This window comes from Marinococcus sp. PL1-022 (genome assembly GCF_033845285.1).
Classification (GTDB): Bacteria; Bacillota; Bacilli; order Bacillales; family Marinococcaceae; genus Marinococcus.
This window is the reverse complement of the sequence record NZ_JAWXCX010000001.1, coordinates 2,213,075-2,231,852: the sequence shown is the minus strand read 5'-3', so window position 1 is coordinate 2,231,852 and position 18,778 is coordinate 2,213,075. Positions and strand designations below refer to the sequence as shown.

Genomic DNA, 18,778 nt, shown 5'->3' with positions numbered 1-18,778 from the left:
AACAGATGAATCCATATACGGCTGAATCCTTTGGGGCCGTCCAACAGCGGCACTGGGAGGAAGCGAATCAGCGGTTAACGGCGAAGATGCTCCAGGAATTTTTGTATGAAGCTATTATAGAAGCAGATATTGTAAAAGAAGGCGACCCCCAAACGCTTCAAGTAGAAGCCTCTGGAGCAGTTTATACATTTTCTGCACGCAAGCGGCTTTTTGACAGTGCCCATGTGTACCCGGAAAGCATCGTAAAAAAAGAACATGATGTAGAAGTACCTGTGCGGGCAGATGCTTTTCTGCTTGAACTTCAGCAAATGGCACCGATCTCGAGTGAGACCGCCGGCCATTTACTGAAAGAATATTATCATACCCTGACCGCGGACTGCCATTTGCTGGACAAACAAACGACAGCTGCCGAGCTTGCGGAAATGGATTATTTGCAGCTTGAAGGAGAAATGGGAGGGCATCCATGGATTACTTACAATAAAGGCCGCATTGGCTTCAGCTTTCAGGATTATCTTTCTTATGCTCCTGAACACAAGCAGAAGGTTCGTTTGTTCTGGATAGCGGTCCACAAGAAAGCAGCTTCGTTTCAAACGGTACACGCTGACGGTTACCATCGTTTAATAGAAGAGGAACTGAATGAGAGTGAACGAAAACATTTTCGCGATCTTATAAACCGGGCCGGGAGAGCTCCGGAGAACTATTATTACATGCCGGTGCATGCCTGGCAGTGGGACAATCACATTGTGACGCTTTACGCTGAGTACATTGCCAAAGGATGGATTATTCCATTGCAGTATTCAGAAGACACATACCTTCCGCAGCAATCGATTCGTACGTTCGTAAATACAGAGCATAAAACAAAAAAACATGTGAAGCTCCCGGTAAGTATTTTAAATACGTTGGTGTACCGGGGGCTGCCCAGTGAGCGGACAATGGCGGCTCCGGAAGTGACGAAGTGGATTCAGACGGTCAAGGACGAAGACCCATTCCTGAAGAATACGTGCAGGGTGGGGCTGCTCGGGGAAACTGAAACAATCGATGTGCCGCACCCTGCGTTTCATCATCTGCAGGGAGTGCCGTACCAGTATACAGAAATGCTGGGGGCTGTCTGGAGAGAAAGTATTTATACGGCTGTGGAAGAGGAGGAAAAACCAGTAACGCTGGCGGCCCTTCTGCACGAAGATGCAAATGGAAAGCCTTTGGTGCTGGAATACGTGGAACGGTCGGGATTAAGTACAGAAGCGTGGATCAAACAGCTGTTTGATTCAGTGCTTCCTCCGCTGCTGCATTACATGTATAAATACGGCACCGTTTTTTCACCGCACGGCCAGAATACGATCGTGGTATTAAAGAACTACGAGCCGCACCGGCTTATTATGAAAGACTTCGTAGATGACGTAAATGTGAGTGATCAGCAGCTGCCGGAGCTTGAAGACCTTCCGGAGGACTTAAAGCAGGTTCTGCGATGTGAACCGCCGGAGGGGCTCGTGCAGTTTATCTTTACGGGATTGTTCATCTGCCATTTCCGCTACCTGTCGGATCTGCTTGACCGTAAAAGCTTACTTGCAGAGCATACATTCTGGAAAATGACAGTGGAAACAATTGAAGCGTATCAAAAACGTTTCCCGGAGCTCGCCGGACGCTTTGAGCTCTTTAATCTTTTTCAGCCAGCCATGGTAAAGCTTTGCCTGAATCGAAACCGCATGCTTGATTATGGATACGGAGACGGAGATGACCGCCCGCACGCTTCAGAGCATGGATTCGTTGAAAACGCGCTCTTTACAGTCCATACGCTTTACACTTGAGTCAGGGGATTACCCTGGCTTTTTTGTATGAAAATACATACTAAATAAACATTTATACCATACTAAAGACACATGTATTGTTTGGGAAAAGGAAAAGTATTATAATAATTCTAATGTGCAAACTGCCCCCGCAATTAAACTAAATGTTGGAGGAACAAAAATTGCAAAAAGAATACAGCCTGGATTCGACCGAATTCCCATCGTTGAAATCTGTTTCGCAAAAAATGTTTGATTTAATCGCCGATCAGCTTGATGTGAATACAGCGTATATTACAAAGCGCGGCAGCAATGAAATGACTGTCATCAGCACGTTCAATAAAAAAGAAGAAATTATTCCTGAGGGCTTTTCAGTAGAATACAGCGACACATACTGCAGAAAAATTATCATGAACGAGGAAGACGCACTCTGTACCGAGGACCTGACCAAAGACGTGATGACAAGGGAACTAGAGGTGACCTCCCAGCTGCAAATGAAGGGATTCCTTGGCGTCACGCTGACCGATCTGAACGGTAACGTATTCGGAACGCTGTGCGTCATGGATCCGGAGGAAAAAGTATTCAGCCAGGAGGATGTGGATTACTTAAAAGCCATGGGAGAGGTGCTTGCCCATATTATTGAGCTTGACCATACCCAGTACAACCTTGGATTTTTAAATGTGCCGATCATACCGGTCAGAAAAGGTATTTCGATTCTTCCGGTTCAGGGAATTATTGATGAAAAACGGGCTGAAATTATTACCCGGACTGTTCTCGAGTACGCCGCGGCCCAAAAAATTGAGCACCTCGTGATTGATTTGTCCGGACTTGTGATCGTGGATGGTGAATTTCCGCACGTGTTTATCAACGTCATTCATGCCCTGAAGCTCATGGGAGTTAACATTTTACTGACAGGAATCTCCCCGGCAATCGCCCAGCACGAGTTGAGCAACAATGAAATTTTAAAAATGAAAATCCATATTTCAAGAAATCTTGAAGCTGCACTCGAACACATTGGTTTTCACCTGCAGTCTCAATAAAAAACCGGCAGAGACGCCGGTTTTTTTACTATCAAAAGGATAAAGGAGGAATAAAATGAAACATGAGATCCTGATAAAGACGTCCAGGCAGACAGTATATGATTGTTTAACGGATCCAAGGAAGCGGGCAGCATGGAGCCCGGAAATTAGCGATATTACATATGAACATGATCCGAAAAAAGAAGAAGCGTTGTTTACTCAAAGCCAAAAAGCAGGTCGCTCTACTTATGTGTTTAAAGGAAAAAATCTGGTCGTGAAGGAACCATCGATTTTCAGCTACGAATTGACTCTGAAGCAGATGCATATTGTTATAACCTATGAATTGAAAGAAAAATCGGCCTGGACAGCAGTCACGCAAACGTACGAATCTTATCAAAAAAATCGTTTCGGACGATTGATTGGCACACTCGCACGTCCACTCACGAATAAGCTTGCTAAAGATATACTGAAAAAGTTGAAACATGCAGTGAAGCATAAAAACTTCACTGCATTTTTTATGATATACAAAATTTCCAGTTGATTATTAAATATGGATAATAGTATAATTTTATTAGTCCTTAAGGCTTAGTTAAGGAGGTTATTAATGGGAAGTTTTTTAGATAAATGGTTATCGAAAAGTGATCAGGAAAATTTGGCTACATATTCAAGGAAAATAAAAAAAGAATTATCTGAACTGCCTCTAGTCTCCGCAATTGGGGACGGGGTTCAAGGTGCATCAGGCTTAGGAGAATTGAAAAAGAAAATTCAAGACGAGCCTAACGAACCAATTCATTGGTTGTTTTACTATGAAGCCCTAGTCTTTTATAAAAAATTAAATAGTGGAGTCAGCGTAGGAAGAGGAATAATAAACCCAGTCGGTTTTGTAGCGGGTAAAGGTGTAAGTGCAGGGTTGAATTCACTGGATGATGAATATGAAGCGTTCAATCCTTCGAAATGTATTGGCATGAGTATTGCACTGACGATGAAGCGAATAAAAAATGCTGAGTATGTATCGCGTAGTGAGGACTACATCATATTAAGCAAAGCACTGGCTTATTCATCAATGGCTATGTCGGATATGCCCGCTAGATTGAAAACACTGGACAGATCTATCGATTACACTACTAGAGCATTGCAGTTTGAAGCGAATAAAGGTAAAAAAGCAGAATACTTATTTTATTTAGCACAATTTTATGAATATGCTGGTAAAAATCGTATGAAATTAAGAACTTTAAATATGTCCAGAAAAATGGGTTTTAAACCGGCGGATGATTTAATGAAGGATATTCTTAAAAAGCAAACCCTGGATTCTCAGACAAAGGAAAAAATCGATAGTACGTTTTTGGTAACTCCTTATAAAGATTTTATTTATACTCATAAGCCGGATTTAGACACAAGAGTGGAGAATACCTATAAGCATGTAGTAGAAGTTCAAGGCCAAAAATTATCTAATACTGGAAAAAGATTAAATAAATTCTTTAATAATTTATAAAAAGGAGTGAAAGCAAGTGGTCTTTGATTTTGACCCTATGAGCACCTTAGACATGAATAACGATTTTGAAATTGACGAAACTGATTTACAGTCTTATGAATTTCAAAATAATGGTTCATTTTCTATTAATGATTTAGACAATGATAATATTATGGATAAAATAGATACTGACCTTAACAACGATGGTGAGTTTGACAGTTATCAATCGGATATTGACCATAACGGATTGATCGACAGCATGGAACAGGATTTTGGAATGACTGAAGTTAATTACGATATCAATGGAGACGGAAATATTGATCATATAGATCAGACACTTTTGAAAGAAATTTATGAACTCTAAAATACAACATAAAGAAGGACAATAATATGAAAATAGGTCTTCGCAATGAAATGGGAATTATGAAAGAAACAAAGATCGGATTTAGCTGGACTACATTTTTCTTCGGTTTTTTCGTTCCGTTGTTCCGGGGCGACATGAAATGGTTTTTAATTATGCTTATTGGTGGAGCTGTAGTAGGTCTTATTACTAGTGGTATAGGTGGATGGATTATAGGAGTAATATTTGCTTTTATGTATAATAAAATTTACATAAAAGAATTAATAGAAAAAGGCTATCGGCCGGCAAATGAGAATTCAATGAGAGTATTACAAGAAAATCATATATTAGTACCAACAAATAATTAAAAAGACAAGGGCGTAGGCTCTTGTCTTTTTAAAGCATCTCATGGATTTCTTCTTTAATCAGGCTCCAGGCATCGGTTTGTATATCGGTAAGCATAAAATGCTCCGCGTCCGGGAGTTCGAGATACCGTATGGACCGGTAGCCGATTTTTGCTGCCTGGTGGTACTGCGCGCTGATGCCAACCGGTACGTTCACATCGAGCGCTCCGTGCACGAGTATCTGGGGCACATCAATAGGAATCAGATCAAACGGTGACGTTTCAGTATAGCGCTCAGGAAATTCATCCGGGGAACCGCCGAGTAGATCTGCGACGGGGTCCATAGGTTCTTTTGCGTTCGTGGCTTTGTTGCGGTAATCGTGTATCTCGTGCATCAGATGCATATCGAGCACACCGGCGAGGCTCACTGCCCCGTACATGGATAATGGCTCAGCGAAATGGGACAGCTCGCTGGTAGCCGGCAGGAATGGCCTGGCAGCGAGCCATAAGGCTAGCTGTCCCCCAGCGGAATGGCCAATGGTAAATACCCGCCGAACGTCGATGGGATGAATGGCTGCGAGCTCCCTGACATAGTCAGCGGCCCTGCTGACATCATTAAATGTTCCCGGCCATCCACCGCCTTCGTGGCCGACGCGCCGGTATTCGATGTTCCATGTGGCAATGCCCTCCCGGGTTAAATCCTCCGCTGCGTCCTGAATAATATCGAGACCGAAGGGCATTCTCCAAAAACCTCCGTGAATAACAATTGCTAAAGGAAAAGGGCCTTCTCCTTCGGGCAGGCGAAGTTCTCCAAACTGCTCCGGGTGATCCCCGTAATAAATTCGTTCCATAATTTTCCCTCCTGTTCTCCTTTTATCATACCTGCTTTTGGTACAATAGATAATAGGAAAATGCTGAGGAGGAGAGACGTGAGGATAAAAACGTTTTATGCCATAAGCGATAAAGGAGGACTCGACAAGAAGGTGAATGCCTTCCTGGACGATGCAGGCATCGAAGTAACGGATATTCAGTTTGGGATGAACTTCTTTTATTTCAGTGCGATGATTGTATATCAGAATAATAGGGAACAAATGGGGGATAAATAATGCAGCCATTAGTAAAAGCTATTGAAGGAGAGCAGCTGTATCTGCGTCCATACACGAAGGAAGAAATACCGGCGCTGTATGAAGCGTTTAACAATAATCAGATTGCCCGTCAGTTTACCGGCACAAGCCGTATTTACACCCTGGAGGATGTGGAGCGCTATATTGAAGGCACCGACGCCCATGCAGATGTTCGCCTAGGTATTTTCATGCAGGGAAATGATCAATTAATCGGTGATACTTCGTTTAGTGATATCGACACGCCGGCGAGCCGGCAGGCAAGGTTTCAAATGGTCGTGTTTGACGACTATATCGGTCAGCGCTTTGGCACTGAAGCGACAAAGCTGATGCTTGAATACGGGTTTGGGAAATTGAATTTCCACCGGATTGAACTCGAGGTGTTTTCGTTTAACACCCGGGCGATTCACGTATATGAAAAGCTTGGATTTGTACACGAGGGAATGAAGCGCGAGTGCCGTTACTACGATCACCAGTACTATCACGCCGTAATGATGAGCATACTCGAACAGGAATACCGGGAAAAGCATCGCTGAACCGCCTGGCAGCAGGCGGTTTTTCACTTTGCGAAACTGATTTTCACGTATCGACGGGAAAAATAACCATTTAATGAAGGTGACAATGTGAAAGAGATATACAGCAGCGTGGTGCAGTTTCGCGGCACCCATTACGAATTTGGCAAACACCAGGGGGAACGTCTCGCGGGGTCGTTGTCCGTCGAAAACCGGGACAAGCAATGGAAAATAAGAAAACCGCGGTTTCAGGTGGACATAGGGGAAACGAAGGAAGCGCTTATGAAGGTGGCCCCGGGTATCTGGGAGGAGCTTGAAGGACTGCAGGACGGTTTGAAATGGAGTATGGAAAAGATCATCATGCATTTTTCCGGCTATCGTCTTGAAATACCTAAGTCGGGCTGCTCTATTATGGCCGGAGACAATTATCTGGTGCGTAATTACGACTATCATCCGAAAACCTACGAGGGCAGGTACACATTGTTTCAACCCGCGGATCAGGGCTATGCGATGATTGGTCCCTCGCAGCGGGTAACCGGCCGGATGGATGGCATGAACGAAAAACAGCTTGCGATGGGCTACAATTTTATGCACCGTAAAAAGCCGGGAGACGGATTTATCTGCTCCATGATTGGCCGCTTAATCCTGGAGGTATGCGCATCGGTGGAGGAGGCGGTTGATATGCTGAAAGAAATCCCGCACCGACACTCATTCAGCTATGTGATCCAGGACAGGAAGGGCTCCTCTAAAGTAGTAGAGGCATCACCGCGCGGGGTTATCGGCAGAGACGATCAGACATGTACGAATCACTTTGAAAAAATGCCGGAGGAAAACCGTCATTATTTAGTGGATTCGAAAGCCCGGCAGGCGGTTATGGAAAAGAAAAAGCAGGTACTTCCTTCCGCAGAAGAAGCGTACCGGCTGCTGAATAATACTGAAGGCGGGGTGTTTTCGGATAATTATCACAGCTGGGCAGGCACGATTCATACCTCCGGCTACCTGCTGCAGGAACAAAAGGCATGGTTCGCCATTGGTGGAGACCAAAAGCCGTATGAAATTGACTTTTCCCGCTGGCTGAACGGGGAGGACATCCCCGAGCAGTATTTGTATGGTCAGGTAGATACCGATATGAAGTTTCTTCACATGGACCATAACGTAAAATAAACCGGCACGCGGCCGGTTTATTTTTTATATGCGGGCGTCCCAGTTCTGCTGTTCCTCCTGCTTCATCTGATCCTCCGTATCCTGTGGATGCGCCGTACGGAAGGCGTGATGGTCTGCTTCGATCACTTCAACCATCTTGTTAATCATGTCGTCAGGGTCAAACTGGCTGTCGAGCATTTGCTCCATGCTGCTGATTGATTTTTCCGGGGTAAAGTTTTTTTCCGGGTCGTACCATTTCCATTTTTCTTCAAACATCCGGTCGTTAAAGCCCGTTTCGTATGGGCCGGGGTTAATGGTGGCCACCTGGACATTGAATTCTTCAAGCTCTGCTTTCATCGATTTCGCAATGGATTCGATCGCGTGCTTCGTGGAGCCATATGGGGCCAAATAAGGCATCGCTACCACACCGACGATAGAACTGAGAAAGATTATTTTGCCCCCGCCTTTTTCTACGAATTTTTTAGCAGCAATCTGTGCATTCTCAAGAGTGCTGAATACGTTAGTTTCATAAATTTCGCGGACGCGGTCAACCGGTACTTCAGCGATAGGGCCTCCTTCGCCGATGGCTGCGTTTGCGACGAAAATGTCATAGTCGTAGTCGGCAATCAGCTGCTGGTCCCGTTTATTGGTGATATCAAGCTTAATCACCTCGAGGTCAGCCCCCGCAGCTTCTGCTTCTTCCCGGAGACTTGTAATCTGTGCCATTATTTCGACCGCAGCGATCACGCGGTGGCCTTTTTTCGCCAGGCCGATTGCTGTGCCTTTCCCAAGACCGGTGCCGGCACCGGTGATAAATATTGTTTTACTCATGAATCGTCGTCCTCCTTATGAAATTATGATTGTTAAAAACGGTTCCCGTTTGAATGAAGGGCGAAACGCTCAATGGCACTGATAAGATCAGCCGTTCAAAAGAAGAAGGAAAAAGGGACATCCCGGCGAAATAACAATTAACGTTTCTTTTGCACGAAGGACGTCAAAAAAGGAGGCTGAAGCAATGAATAGAATCAACCTTATTACACTTGGCGTCAGAGATATTTCTGTTTCGGGGAATTTTTACCGGGAAGGGCTCGGCTTTGAGCCTGCCGCAGCTGAAGACGGCCCGGGAATTGTATTTTTTAATAACAAAGGCACCAGGCTGGCTCTTTACTCGTTAAAGGAGCTGGCGGAAGAAACTGGTGAAAAAATGGAGGAAGCGGGCCATAGTTTTTCAGGGATCACGCTTGCGTACAATGCCAAATCTGCTGAAGAGGTGGATAGCGTCATGAGACAGGCCGCAGAGGCTGGCGGCAGGATTGTAAAAGAGCCGGAATGGGTTTTTTGGGGAGGGTACAGCGGATATTTTAAAGACCCGGACGGCCACCTTTGGGAAGCGGCGTACGCAGATTTCTGGAAATTTGACGAGCAGGACATGCTGATTATGGAGTAAAAGGAGAGGTTTTGTGTTTGTATATAAAATTAACGAGTGCCTGGAGCTGCTGCTGCTTCAAAAAGAGCACGCGGGGGAGCTGTTTGCACTGATTGATAAAAATCGTGGGCATCTAAAAGAATGGATGAACTGGGTGGACAACGTCCAGTCGGTCCAGGATACTGCTGCAAGCATTGAAAGGACGCTCCAGCAGGCGGCAGCTGGAGGCGGTTTTCGGGCAGGCATAAGATTTAAAGGCGATCTTGCCGGTGTCATTAACTACCATGAAGTGGACTGGGGGAATAAAAAAACAAGCCTCGGCTATTGGCTTGGAAAAGAATACGAAGGAAAAGGCATCATGACACAGGCAGTAGAAGCCTTTACACATTACGCCTTTGATGGAATGGCTCTGCACCGGGTGGAAATCCGCTGCGCTGAAGAAAATAAAAAAAGCAGGGCGGTTCCGGAAAAGCTGGGATTTCAGCTGGAAGGGACGCTGAAGGAATCAGAGCGCCTCGCAGGTGGTTATGTAAATCAGGTAGTCTATGGGAGGATAAAAACAGACGAGGCGGGTGGCAGATAAATTTTAAGAGAAATCTAGGTGTTTACACATCAGTAAACCGGGGGAAATGATGTTAGGCAATCACAGTTTGTAGTAAAGCCGGAGGGAAAGCTTTTACTCTTTCCGGTTTATTTTGTGTGAACGCTTTTGAAGAAAAAAGCATTTTCAATATACGTGTTAATTGGGTAAAGAGAGAGTAGACAAAACTGGAGGGATACAAATGATTACGGCAGAACAGGAAAAAACATTAAAAAACCGGCTTTTGGAAATGAAAGAAGAAAACGAAGAAAAAATTGAAGTAGAAGAAACAGGGAATGCTAATAACAATACGGAGACGATCGGTGAGCTTTCCGAGTACAGCAATCACCCGGGGGACCAGGGCACGGAGCTGCATGAAATGGAAAAAGACGCAGCACTCAATAATCAGGCCCGGGAGCAGCTTGAAAATATTGACCATGCCCTTGAGGCGATGGAAAATGGAAATTACGGCAAGTGTGAAGTTTGCGGCAGAGAAATTCCATATGAACGCCTGGAAATTGTGCCGGAAACCACGCGCTGTGTAGACCATGCCGGCAGCGATAAGCCTGCCCAGGATCACCCGGTGGAAGAAGACGTAGTCAACCCAGGACCGGAGCGTGAAAAAAGGGAAGAAAATGTAGCTTTTGATAAAGAAGATACGTGGGAAGCAGTGAGCGAACACAGTACTTCCGAGACGCCTTCCGATGATCCGGAAATGACGGGATACACGAGTGAACAGGAGGAAGAGGAAGAGCAGCAAGGACGGGTAGAGAAAGTGGAAGATGCCTCCGTCGCTGATTTGGAAGGGGAAGATACCGGAAATACAGCCGATCAGAAGGAGCAGTGGCAGGGAAGCAGAAATTCTGCCGAGCAGGGAAAGGAAAGGGAAAAGAATTCGAAAGATAAAAAATAAATATAACGGTGGTCGTCCGTTAATTATGCGGGCGGCCGTTTTTATAATACCGGTTAGAAAGACAGAATAAATCTCTAAGCTCTAAATCGAATTGACAGCGTTTTCTTTTCGTGCTAAAGTTTTTTTAAGTTAATAAATCGGGCTGAGTCGAATGAAAGCCGCACACTAAAATGCTCTACAGGGAGTGAGGTGTGTGGTTTTTTAGTCGTTTGAGGAAGCGAAACGGCTGTCAATACTTATGTCTGTAAATTAAAAACGCTTACAAGGGAGCTGGGAAAATGTCGATATACTTAGCGGAAGTCATTGGTACGATGATACTTATTATTTTTGGCGGTGGCGTTGTTGCAAACGTTAACTTAAACAAATCGAAAGCAGAAGGAGGAGGGTGGATTGTTGTTGCGCTCGGCTGGGCGTTTGCCGTAGCAATGGGGGTATATGCTGTTGGCCAGTTTTCCGGGGCGCATTTAAATCCAGCTGTTACTCTTGGCTTTGCGTCTATTGGGGAGTTCCCGTGGGCGGACGTGCCTGGCTATATCGTTTCTCAAATTATAGGTGCGGGAATCGGCGGAGCCGTTGTATATTTTCATTTTCTCGGCCACTGGAAGGAAACAGAGAATGCGGATGTAAAGCTGGCGGCGTTTTCAACAGATCCGGCGATTCCGAACCGGTTTGCAAACTTTTTAAGTGAGTTTATCGCAACGGCTGTATTTTTACTCGTATTAAACAGTATAGGTGCAAACGAGTTCACGGAAGGCCTGAACCCGCTTATTGTCGGTTTTCTTGTTGGTGCTATCGGACTTTCGCTCGGTGGCACAACCGGCTATGCGATCAACCCGGCCAGGGATTTGGGTCCGCGTATTGCCCACGCTCTCCTGCCTATTGCGGGTAAAAGGGATTCTAACTGGTCGTATGCCTGGATTCCGGTGGCGGCACCGGCGCTGGGAGGCATTTTTGGCTCTCTCGTTTACCGGTCCGGATTTTTAGGAGAAGGCTATGGTGTGCTTGCGGTATTCAGTGTTTTTGTACTCATCGTCCTTGGGGTTCTTTACGTAATGAATAAACGGGATACAGAAGTCAGCAATCCTGACGTTAAGAACTGATAACTAAAAGCTGCAACCCCCGGTAACCGGGGATTGCAGCTTTTTTATTTACAGTAAACAGACCAGCTGCCTGCTGATAATATAAATGTCATAATTATAAGTAAAAATTTGTAAGAATATGTAGCTGTTTATACGTAACCCGCCATTTGTTCCGTCGACTAATATGAGGAAGAATTAAAATATACATATTTTCTTACTGATAAAATAAACATAACTTAGTATTTATGGAGGATAAAAATGAAAAAATCAAAAGGAACTGTCCGGCTGCATGCGCCTGCAGGAATATATGAAGGCCGTTTATATAAACATGTTCAAGAGTATCTTGGTATAAAATACGCAGAAGCGGAGCGGTTTAAAAAACCACAGCGTTTAGGTAAATCCAAGGAATTATACAGCGCTTTGGATTACGGTCCCGCCTGTCCGCAGTCCGTGGAAGGCCTCAGAAAAGGTACGGAATCGGAGGACTGCCTGTATGTAAATATCTGGAGACCGGACGAAGAGCCGGTGCACCGCCGGCCGGTGATGGTATTTATTCATGGCGGCGGCTTTAACAGCGGCTCGAACCGGGAGGCGCTGTATGACGGAAAATCGTTGGCTGCCCGGGGAGAAGTAGTAATGGTGAGTATTAATTACCGGCTGGGGATGTTTGGTTTTTTGGATGCAGAAAACATTTGCGGATCGGAACGGGCCTACATGAAAAACCTCGGCCTGCTGGACCAAATGGAAGCACTCCACTGGGTACAGGAAAATATTGAAAGCTTTGGCGGCGATCCAGGAAATGTCACCATCTTTGGAGAGTCAGCCGGCAGCATCAGCGTAACAGCCCTGCTCGCTGCGCCAGCCGCCCGCGGGCTTTTCCAGAAGGTCATCGCTCAAAGCGGAGTAATCACCGGGCTTGCGCGTTCGGTGGAGGATGCGGTGAACATTTCTGATCAGCTTATTTACAAGCTCGGCCTGCATTCCATGAATGACATCTGTACCACTCCGGCAGAAAATCTGGTAAAAACGACGGTGTCGTTCGTGGACAAAAATTTTACCTCCAACGGTCCGTATAACGGCTCCAGAATGTTTGCCCCTACCCCGGATGGAGAAATTATTCCGTTTGACGTAGAGCGGGCGATTCAGGAAAGCGCGGGAAAGGTACAGCTCCTTCACGGCTCCAACGCAGACGAGATGCATTTTTTCAAGCTGCTCATTCCAGAGCTGCGCAAGAAAAAATCAGTGGACACGTATGTATTATTTTATCTTCGAAAATATGAGCATATGTCAGAAGAGACAACGATGGCAGTTTACCAGGACTATAAGAAGAGATATCCCAGAAGGAGCCGCTCGCAGATTTTTATGAAGATGTTTACAGACCGGGCATTTCGTTTGTATCACACAGAGCTTAGCGAGCTGTATTCCCGGGCTGGAGGGAGGGTGTATCAATACCGTTTCAATGTGGAAGCCCGCTGGCTGAAAGCCTGCCACGGGCTGGAGCTCGGATATTTGTTTAATACGGTTAAAACAGCTTTTTCCCTCCGGAACCGGACGCTTTTAGGCATAAATGAAAGCCCTGGGCTCACCCGACGGATGCAGGACGCCTGGGTTCGGTTCGCGAGGGAAGGGGACCCCGGGCACGAAGACATTCCGGAATGGAAACAGTATACCAAGGAACGGCCGGAGACGATGATTATCGGGAAAAAATGGGTGCCAAGACGTCATGACCATGCGGAGGATGATTTTGCCTGGAGAGCCCGGCTTGCCGAAACGTACACTCGTCCGTCTGCGTATAGAAGCTACTAATGCGCATATGCTATACTAATATGAAACGTAATGCGGACCCTTCAGAGTGTCCGCATTTTACATAGTGAAAAGAGTTTGACCACAGAGGAGAGCGTCGAGATGAAGGCACCAGCGATAAAAACGCATTACCGGACACCAGTGCAGCAGCTGAAGAAAAGACAGTCGCCGTGGAAGGAAAAGCAGTACAGCTGCCGGACGAAGGAATGGCTTGGAGATGACCATGGTATAACCATCCGTATTGAAATTGGAGATGACCGGCTGCCAAAGCGTATCGAAGAAGAGTACTCTTTTATCGAATGGGCAGCGGGGCCGGAATGGGAAAACCGGATTAGGGTACCGCTTCGTTTTTTCGCGGCCGATGTGAGAAACGGACGGAGCTTTTCAACGTTTGAAGGCTATGTGCCTTATGTGCTGCTTGAAAAGCTGACGACTGCTATTCCTTTTAAAGCGATTGGCTGGGCGGTGCTTTCGAACCGGCGGGAAGGAATTCGTTTTCGCCTGAAAACCGGAAGGAGCGGGACGACCTGGCTGCAGAAGGGAACAATCAGCGTAAACGAAAAGGGTTGTTTGTTCAGGCCGGTGGTTAATAAATTTAACAATCTGGAACTGAGAGTTACCAGGCCCTCCGGAAAAAAAGTGAAGCTCTTTCCTGCATATCTGATGGATATAGAAGCCGTGGACCAGGGCTGGTTATTGCTCGGCACGGCTTCAAAGCAGCTGCTTGAAGCCAACGGCTGGCCCTCAAAGCTTCAATTGATTCTTAAAAAGCGTGGAGAGTCAAAGAAATATTACTACCCCGTTGAATGGAAAAACGATAAATGGTGGTCATCGAATGTAGATCTTGATGCTTCAAGCCATTTCACTGGTGTATGGGATTTTTATATCGCAGATGCCAGCGAGAAGCCATTATGGCGGCATCGCCTTCATATGCCGGCCAGGGATATGGCGAAAGCGTCCAAGTGGTATGCTCCCCATTATGAAAAAGGGGCGGTCAGCTTCCGGCTGTACCGGACCCAGAACTATTCGGCTTCGGTTATGATTCAGACAGAAAACGTCAAACTATATACGGTTCGTGCAAGCTACGAACAGGGCACGATCCATTTCCGGGGTACGCTTTACTGGAACCGCTACACTCCGGACGCATGGGAACTCGTATGGAAAAACAGAGACACCAATGAAGAAGCTTCCGTGCCAGTGCATGTATATAAACTGCATTCCAGGCAGGCGCAATACGTTTTTCACGGGGAAGTGACGGATTTATTTAAAAATGAAGCCGGGAGAGGAAAACATCCCTACAGGCTTGGGCGGTCGGATCTCTATCTTCGTGTGACCAGGCATGGGGAGAAGATTGACTACCGGCTTCGTTCCAACAGCAGGAGCCTGGTGAAAAATACAAAGCTTGAATGGTATCATCAGGACAAAATCTACCGCCACCAGTTTTACCGGACGACAAGTAAACGTGTCGCCTTCTCCATAGATGAAATCGACATCGCCAAGGACATTACGTCGATGAAGGTAAAGAACGGGAAATTCATTATTGAAGGGCAGGCCCGTTTTACAACTTTGACACGTAATCTGCGGCCGAGGCAGCGGGTAGCTGTAGTAGTGAAAAACCGGGAAACGGAAGAGGAGCATCACTTTTCGGTCAAAAACCAGTACCTGAAGGATAACTGGGTGCATTTTGAAGCGGAAGCGGCTTTCGAGGATTTCCGCCCGCTTCACGGCGATAAGGCTGTGCTGGACATGCATATCCGCCTGCATGCCGGGGAATTTGTACACGAGCGAAAGCTTGGGAAAAAAGATTTTATTTATTATAAAGATGAAATCCTGCATTCATGGGTGCTTGAAGAAGGAGATCGGGCGGTTTCCTGGTATGTGACCTATACGCCGCGGGGAAATGTGAAAATAGAAACGACCACGTATCCCCGTAAGCATTTCCTAAAGCTGCGGGAAGAAAACGCCAGAATGCAAAAGGCCGGGAAAAAGCCTGCGGTGTGGGTTATCGGGGAACGGCCGGATACTGCACAGGATACAGGGTATCATTTTTTCAAATACTGCCGGACTGCCCACCCCGAAATGGCAGTGTTTTATGCGATCGAGGAAGATTCCATGGACCGGGAAGCTGTGGAAAAGCTTGGGAATGTTCTGATTATCGGAAGCGATGATCACGTGGACGTCTGCCTTAAGGCCACTGCCTTTTTCGGCTCACATGATATTGAATATTTTTTGCCGTTTAAAGGGCCGCTAATGGAATCCTACCGGAACGGCCTGCGGGTTTTCCTGCAGCACGGCGTGCTTGGACGAAAGCGTGTGGAATATAACCGGGAATACTATAAATACCCGTTTCATCTGTTTTGTGTCAGCTCGAAAAGTGAAAAGAAAATGGTAATGAAAAAGATGCATTACGACGAAGAGACCGTACAGGTAACAGGTCTTTCAAGGTTTGATAATCTTCTTGAGGGCGTGCCGGCGGAGCGGAAAATTATTTTTATTCCGACCTGGCGGGAATGGCTGCATTCCAAAGAGACCTTTCTGGAGTCGGAATATTACCGCCGGTACAAAAGCTTTCTGGAAAATCCGAAGCTGCACCGGTTTTTAGAGAAAAATGACGTAGTGCTGCAGTTTTACCCGCACTACCGGATGCAGCAGTACACGAACGCCTTTGATAAAATTAACAGTGATAAAATCGAAGTAGTCAAACTGGGCGCAAAAACAGTCCAGCAGCTGTTAAAGGAAAGCATGCTGATGATCACCGACTACTCGAGCGTATCCTTTGATTTTACGTATATGCAGAAGCCGGTCATCTATTATCATTTCGATACGAAACGATTTTTCCAGGGTGGAAGTCTGCGGCCGCTTGAAGAGACTTTTCTTGGAGATGTTGTTCATTCGGAGGAAGAGCTTCTGAAAAGTCTGCGGCGTCATTTGAAGCGTGGGTGGACCGAAAAAAAAGCGGTAAGCGAAAACAGAAAAATGATTTTCAGTTACTCAGATAAGCAGAATGCAGCGCGCATATTTCAGGCTGCAGAAGAGCTTGAAAAAGAAAACAGCTGAAGGAGCAGAGCCATTCTGCTTCTTTTTTGTGGAGCAAAACAGCCCATAAACTATATTGAAATACCATTAAATATGTGAAAAAATGTGAACGATATCACGGTTGTCACATAGTTTTATAGAAAGTTCCTTCCACTTCCCATGATTAGACGACATATTTGGAAGGATATATGTGTTACAATTAACGCGTCAAGTTGATAAATGTAAATTTTTAATGAAGAATTTGTTGAGAAAATTATTTGTGTAGAAGAGTAAAATACAGAGTAAAAATTAACGGAATATAGGGGGGCACTACTATGAAAAAAGTATTGACTTACGGCACGTTCGATTTGCTGCATTGGGGGCATATTAATCTTCTTCGCAGAGCTAAAGAGCTTGGAGATTATTTGGTGGTAGCAATATCGACAGACGAATTCAATGACTTGAAATCCAAAAAAGCATACTACACGTATGAACAGCGTAAGCTGATTTTGGAAGCGGTTCGCTATGTAGATGAAGTCATCCCGGAAGAAAACTGGGAGCAGAAAATCGATGACGTACTCGATCACGACATTACTACCTTTGTAATGGGTGACGACTGGCACGGGAAATTCGATTTCCTCCGCCCGTATTGTGAAGTAGTGTATCTGCCGCGTACGGCTGACATCTCGACAACGAAAATCAAAAAAGAATTACTGCTCGTAAACTATTAATCTTCACTCAAAGAGGCTTCGCCTGCCTAAGCGGAGAACCTGAGCAGACGGGGAGGGAGAAATGTTCTCTCCCTTTTTTTGTTGCCATCAAAAGTAACAACGATTTACAAAAACTTAAACCTGTTTTGTAAGTTTGTCGTTTTTGTTAAGCTCTTTTTTGATAGAATGGAACAAGGTGCGCAGCAAAGCACCCAAAATACGAACTTTTAAAAAAATTGAGGGACGATAATGGCAAAAAAGAAATGGACGAAAAAATACAAAAAGAAATTCAAACGCTCATGGAAAAATGCGAAAAAACGAATAACGAAACGATGGAAAAAAATTAAAAGACTGCGTAACGGCAAAAACTTTTATAAAGCGGTTCTTTCCGTACTTGGAAAGCTTCCTAAAAATGAAAACATTATCGTGTTTGAAAGCTTTTTCGGCAAGCAGTACAGCTGTAATCCGCGTGCGATTTATGAACAAATGCAGCAGGATTATCCGAAGCTCCGTTTTTACTGGAGCATTGACCACCGGTACAAAGAGCTTTTTGATGAACGGGGCCTGAAAACAATCAAACGCTTTTCCTTCCGATGGTTTATTGTGTTGATGCGTGCCCGGTACTGGGTGTTTAACAGCCGGCTGCCAAAATGGATTCCAAAGCCGGACAAAACGGTTTATATTCAAACATGGCACGGCACACCACTCAAAAAACTTGCCAAAGACATGAATGAAGTAACGATGCCGGGCACGACGACGGAAAAATACAAAAGAAACTTCCTGTTTGAAGCCGGACGCTGGGACTATCTTGTAGCCCCGAACCCTTATTCCGCCCAGATTTTCCGGAGGGCGTTTGAGTTCAGGCATAATCTGCTTGAAACCGGGTATCCAAGAAACGACTACCTGCATCATTATTCAGGGTCGGATGTAGAGCAGATCAAGGAAAACCTCGGCATTCCGGAAGATAAAAAAGTGATCCTGTATGCTCCGACATGGCGGGACAACGAATATTATTTTATTGGAAAATACAAATTCACCCTTTCAATGGATCTTGAAGAAATGCGCCGTCGCCTCGGAGACGAGTATGTCCTGCTTCTGCGTCTGCATTATCTCGTGTCTGATCATCTGGACGTTACAGGGTATGAAGATTTTGCGATTGATGCTTCTGCGTATGAGGACATCCGGGATCTTTACGTGGTCAGCGATGTGCTGATTACAGATTATTCCTCTGTGATGTTTGATTATGGCATTTTAAAACGCCCGATGATATTTTATACGTATGACATCGACAGCTACCGGGACAAGCTGCGCGGCTTCTATTTTGACTTTGAGCAGGAAGCTCCGGGGCCGCTGGTCATGAATACTGAAGAAATCATCGAAGAAGTAGAAAACAGCGGAACTATCCGTGAACGCTACCATAAAGAAGTAGCCGATTTTGAAGAGCAGTTCAATCAGTGGGAAGATGGCTATGCGGCCAAGCGTGTGGTTGAAAAAGTGTTCAACGCAAATTAATTAGTTGGGC

At 45.5% G+C, this 18,778-nt stretch carries 19 protein-coding genes; 17 read left to right on the top strand and 2 right to left on the bottom strand.

The window, feature by feature from the left end:
- Positions 1 to 5 precede the first annotated feature (5 nt).
- The 6 genes from SIC45_RS11520 to SIC45_RS11495 all read left to right on the top strand — a co-directional run bounded on the left by SIC45_RS11520 (position 6) and on the right by SIC45_RS11495 (position 4,979).
- Positions 6 to 1,805, top strand: coding sequence for an IucA/IucC family siderophore biosynthesis protein (locus SIC45_RS11520; protein ID WP_319632236.1), 1,800 nt, complete (start codon positions 6 to 8; stop codon positions 1,803 to 1,805).
- A gap of 161 nt (positions 1,806 to 1,966) precedes the next feature.
- Positions 1,967 to 2,821: an STAS domain-containing protein gene (locus SIC45_RS11515; RefSeq protein WP_319632235.1), complete on the top strand. Its 855-nt coding sequence runs from the start codon at positions 1,967 to 1,969 to the stop codon at positions 2,819 to 2,821.
- A gap of 55 nt (positions 2,822 to 2,876) precedes the next feature.
- On the top strand, positions 2,877 to 3,341 hold the full coding sequence (locus tag SIC45_RS11510) for an SRPBCC family protein (protein ID WP_319632234.1): 465 nt from the start codon (positions 2,877 to 2,879) through the stop codon (positions 3,339 to 3,341).
- 63 nt (positions 3,342 to 3,404) lie between these two features.
- Positions 3,405 to 4,292: a hypothetical protein gene (locus SIC45_RS11505; protein ID WP_319632233.1), complete on the top strand. Its 888-nt coding sequence runs from the start codon at positions 3,405 to 3,407 to the stop codon at positions 4,290 to 4,292.
- A gap of 16 nt (positions 4,293 to 4,308) precedes the next feature.
- Positions 4,309 to 4,635, top strand: a complete 327-nt coding sequence (locus tag SIC45_RS11500) for a hypothetical protein (RefSeq protein WP_319632232.1) — start codon at positions 4,309 to 4,311, stop codon at positions 4,633 to 4,635.
- A gap of 26 nt (positions 4,636 to 4,661) precedes the next feature.
- Complete coding sequence (locus tag SIC45_RS11495; RefSeq protein WP_319632231.1) at positions 4,662 to 4,979, top strand: DUF2628 domain-containing protein; 318 nt, start codon at positions 4,662 to 4,664, stop codon at positions 4,977 to 4,979.
- A 28-nt stretch (positions 4,980 to 5,007) separates the two neighbouring features.
- Here the strand turns inward: SIC45_RS11495 and SIC45_RS11490 are convergent, their stop codons facing one another.
- Positions 5,008 to 5,805: an alpha/beta hydrolase gene (locus SIC45_RS11490; protein ID WP_319632230.1), complete on the bottom strand. Its 798-nt coding sequence runs from the start codon at positions 5,803 to 5,805 to the stop codon at positions 5,008 to 5,010.
- A gap of 78 nt (positions 5,806 to 5,883) precedes the next feature.
- On the opposite strand from SIC45_RS11490, the gene SIC45_RS11485 reads away from it, so the two are divergent.
- The 3 genes from SIC45_RS11485 (at position 5,884) to SIC45_RS11475 (ending at position 7,751) form a co-directional block, all read left to right on the top strand.
- The gene (locus SIC45_RS11485; protein ID WP_319632229.1) at positions 5,884 to 6,060 is read left to right on the top strand and encodes a hypothetical protein; all 177 of its coding nucleotides are present in this window, start codon (positions 5,884 to 5,886) and stop codon (positions 6,058 to 6,060) included.
- Positions 6,060 to 6,611, top strand: a complete 552-nt coding sequence (locus SIC45_RS11480) for a GNAT family protein (RefSeq protein ID WP_319632228.1) — start codon at positions 6,060 to 6,062, stop codon at positions 6,609 to 6,611. Before SIC45_RS11485 ends, SIC45_RS11480 begins: the two co-directional genes overlap by 1 nt.
- 87 nt (positions 6,612 to 6,698) lie before the next feature.
- Entirely contained in the window at positions 6,699 to 7,751 is a 1,053-nt protein-coding gene (locus tag SIC45_RS11475; protein WP_319632227.1) for a C45 family peptidase, read from the top strand.
- Positions 7,752 to 7,775: 24 nt separating this feature from the next.
- Here the strand turns inward: SIC45_RS11475 and SIC45_RS11470 are convergent, their stop codons facing one another.
- Positions 7,776 to 8,561 carry an SDR family oxidoreductase gene (locus SIC45_RS11470; protein ID WP_319632226.1) on the bottom strand — a complete coding sequence of 262 codons (786 nt, stop codon included), beginning with the start codon at positions 8,559 to 8,561 and terminating at the stop codon, positions 7,776 to 7,778.
- Positions 8,562 to 8,745: 184 nt separating this feature from the next.
- Between SIC45_RS11470 and SIC45_RS11465 the strand changes: the two genes are divergently transcribed.
- The 8 genes from SIC45_RS11465 (at position 8,746) to SIC45_RS11430 (ending at position 18,768) form a co-directional block, all read left to right on the top strand.
- A complete protein-coding gene (locus SIC45_RS11465) occupies positions 8,746 to 9,177 on the top strand; it encodes a VOC family protein (protein ID WP_319632225.1) in 432 nt (143 codons plus the stop codon).
- Positions 9,178 to 9,190: 13 nt separating this feature from the next.
- Complete coding sequence (locus SIC45_RS11460; RefSeq protein ID WP_319632224.1) at positions 9,191 to 9,739, top strand: GNAT family N-acetyltransferase; 549 nt, start codon at positions 9,191 to 9,193, stop codon at positions 9,737 to 9,739.
- Positions 9,740 to 9,938: 199 nt separating this feature from the next.
- Positions 9,939 to 10,649: a TraR/DksA C4-type zinc finger protein gene (locus tag SIC45_RS11455; protein ID WP_319632223.1), complete on the top strand. Its 711-nt coding sequence runs from the start codon at positions 9,939 to 9,941 to the stop codon at positions 10,647 to 10,649.
- Positions 10,650 to 10,927: 278 nt separating this feature from the next.
- Positions 10,928 to 11,749, top strand: a complete 822-nt coding sequence (locus SIC45_RS11450) for an MIP/aquaporin family protein (RefSeq protein ID WP_298788312.1) — start codon at positions 10,928 to 10,930, stop codon at positions 11,747 to 11,749.
- Positions 11,750 to 11,986: 237 nt separating this feature from the next.
- Positions 11,987 to 13,534 carry a carboxylesterase/lipase family protein gene (locus tag SIC45_RS11445; RefSeq protein ID WP_319632222.1) on the top strand — a complete coding sequence of 516 codons (1,548 nt, stop codon included), beginning with the start codon at positions 11,987 to 11,989 and terminating at the stop codon, positions 13,532 to 13,534.
- A 99-nt stretch (positions 13,535 to 13,633) separates the two neighbouring features.
- Positions 13,634 to 16,588 carry a CDP-glycerol glycerophosphotransferase family protein gene (locus SIC45_RS11440; RefSeq protein WP_319632221.1) on the top strand — a complete coding sequence of 985 codons (2,955 nt, stop codon included), beginning with the start codon at positions 13,634 to 13,636 and terminating at the stop codon, positions 16,586 to 16,588.
- Between the two features lie 293 nt (positions 16,589 to 16,881).
- Positions 16,882 to 17,277: a glycerol-3-phosphate cytidylyltransferase gene (gene tagD, locus SIC45_RS11435; protein ID WP_022793663.1), complete on the top strand. Its 396-nt coding sequence runs from the start codon at positions 16,882 to 16,884 to the stop codon at positions 17,275 to 17,277.
- A 228-nt stretch (positions 17,278 to 17,505) separates the two neighbouring features.
- Complete coding sequence (locus SIC45_RS11430; RefSeq protein WP_319632220.1) at positions 17,506 to 18,768, top strand: CDP-glycerol glycerophosphotransferase family protein; 1,263 nt, start codon at positions 17,506 to 17,508, stop codon at positions 18,766 to 18,768.
- The last annotated feature ends 10 nt before the right edge of the window (positions 18,769 to 18,778 follow it).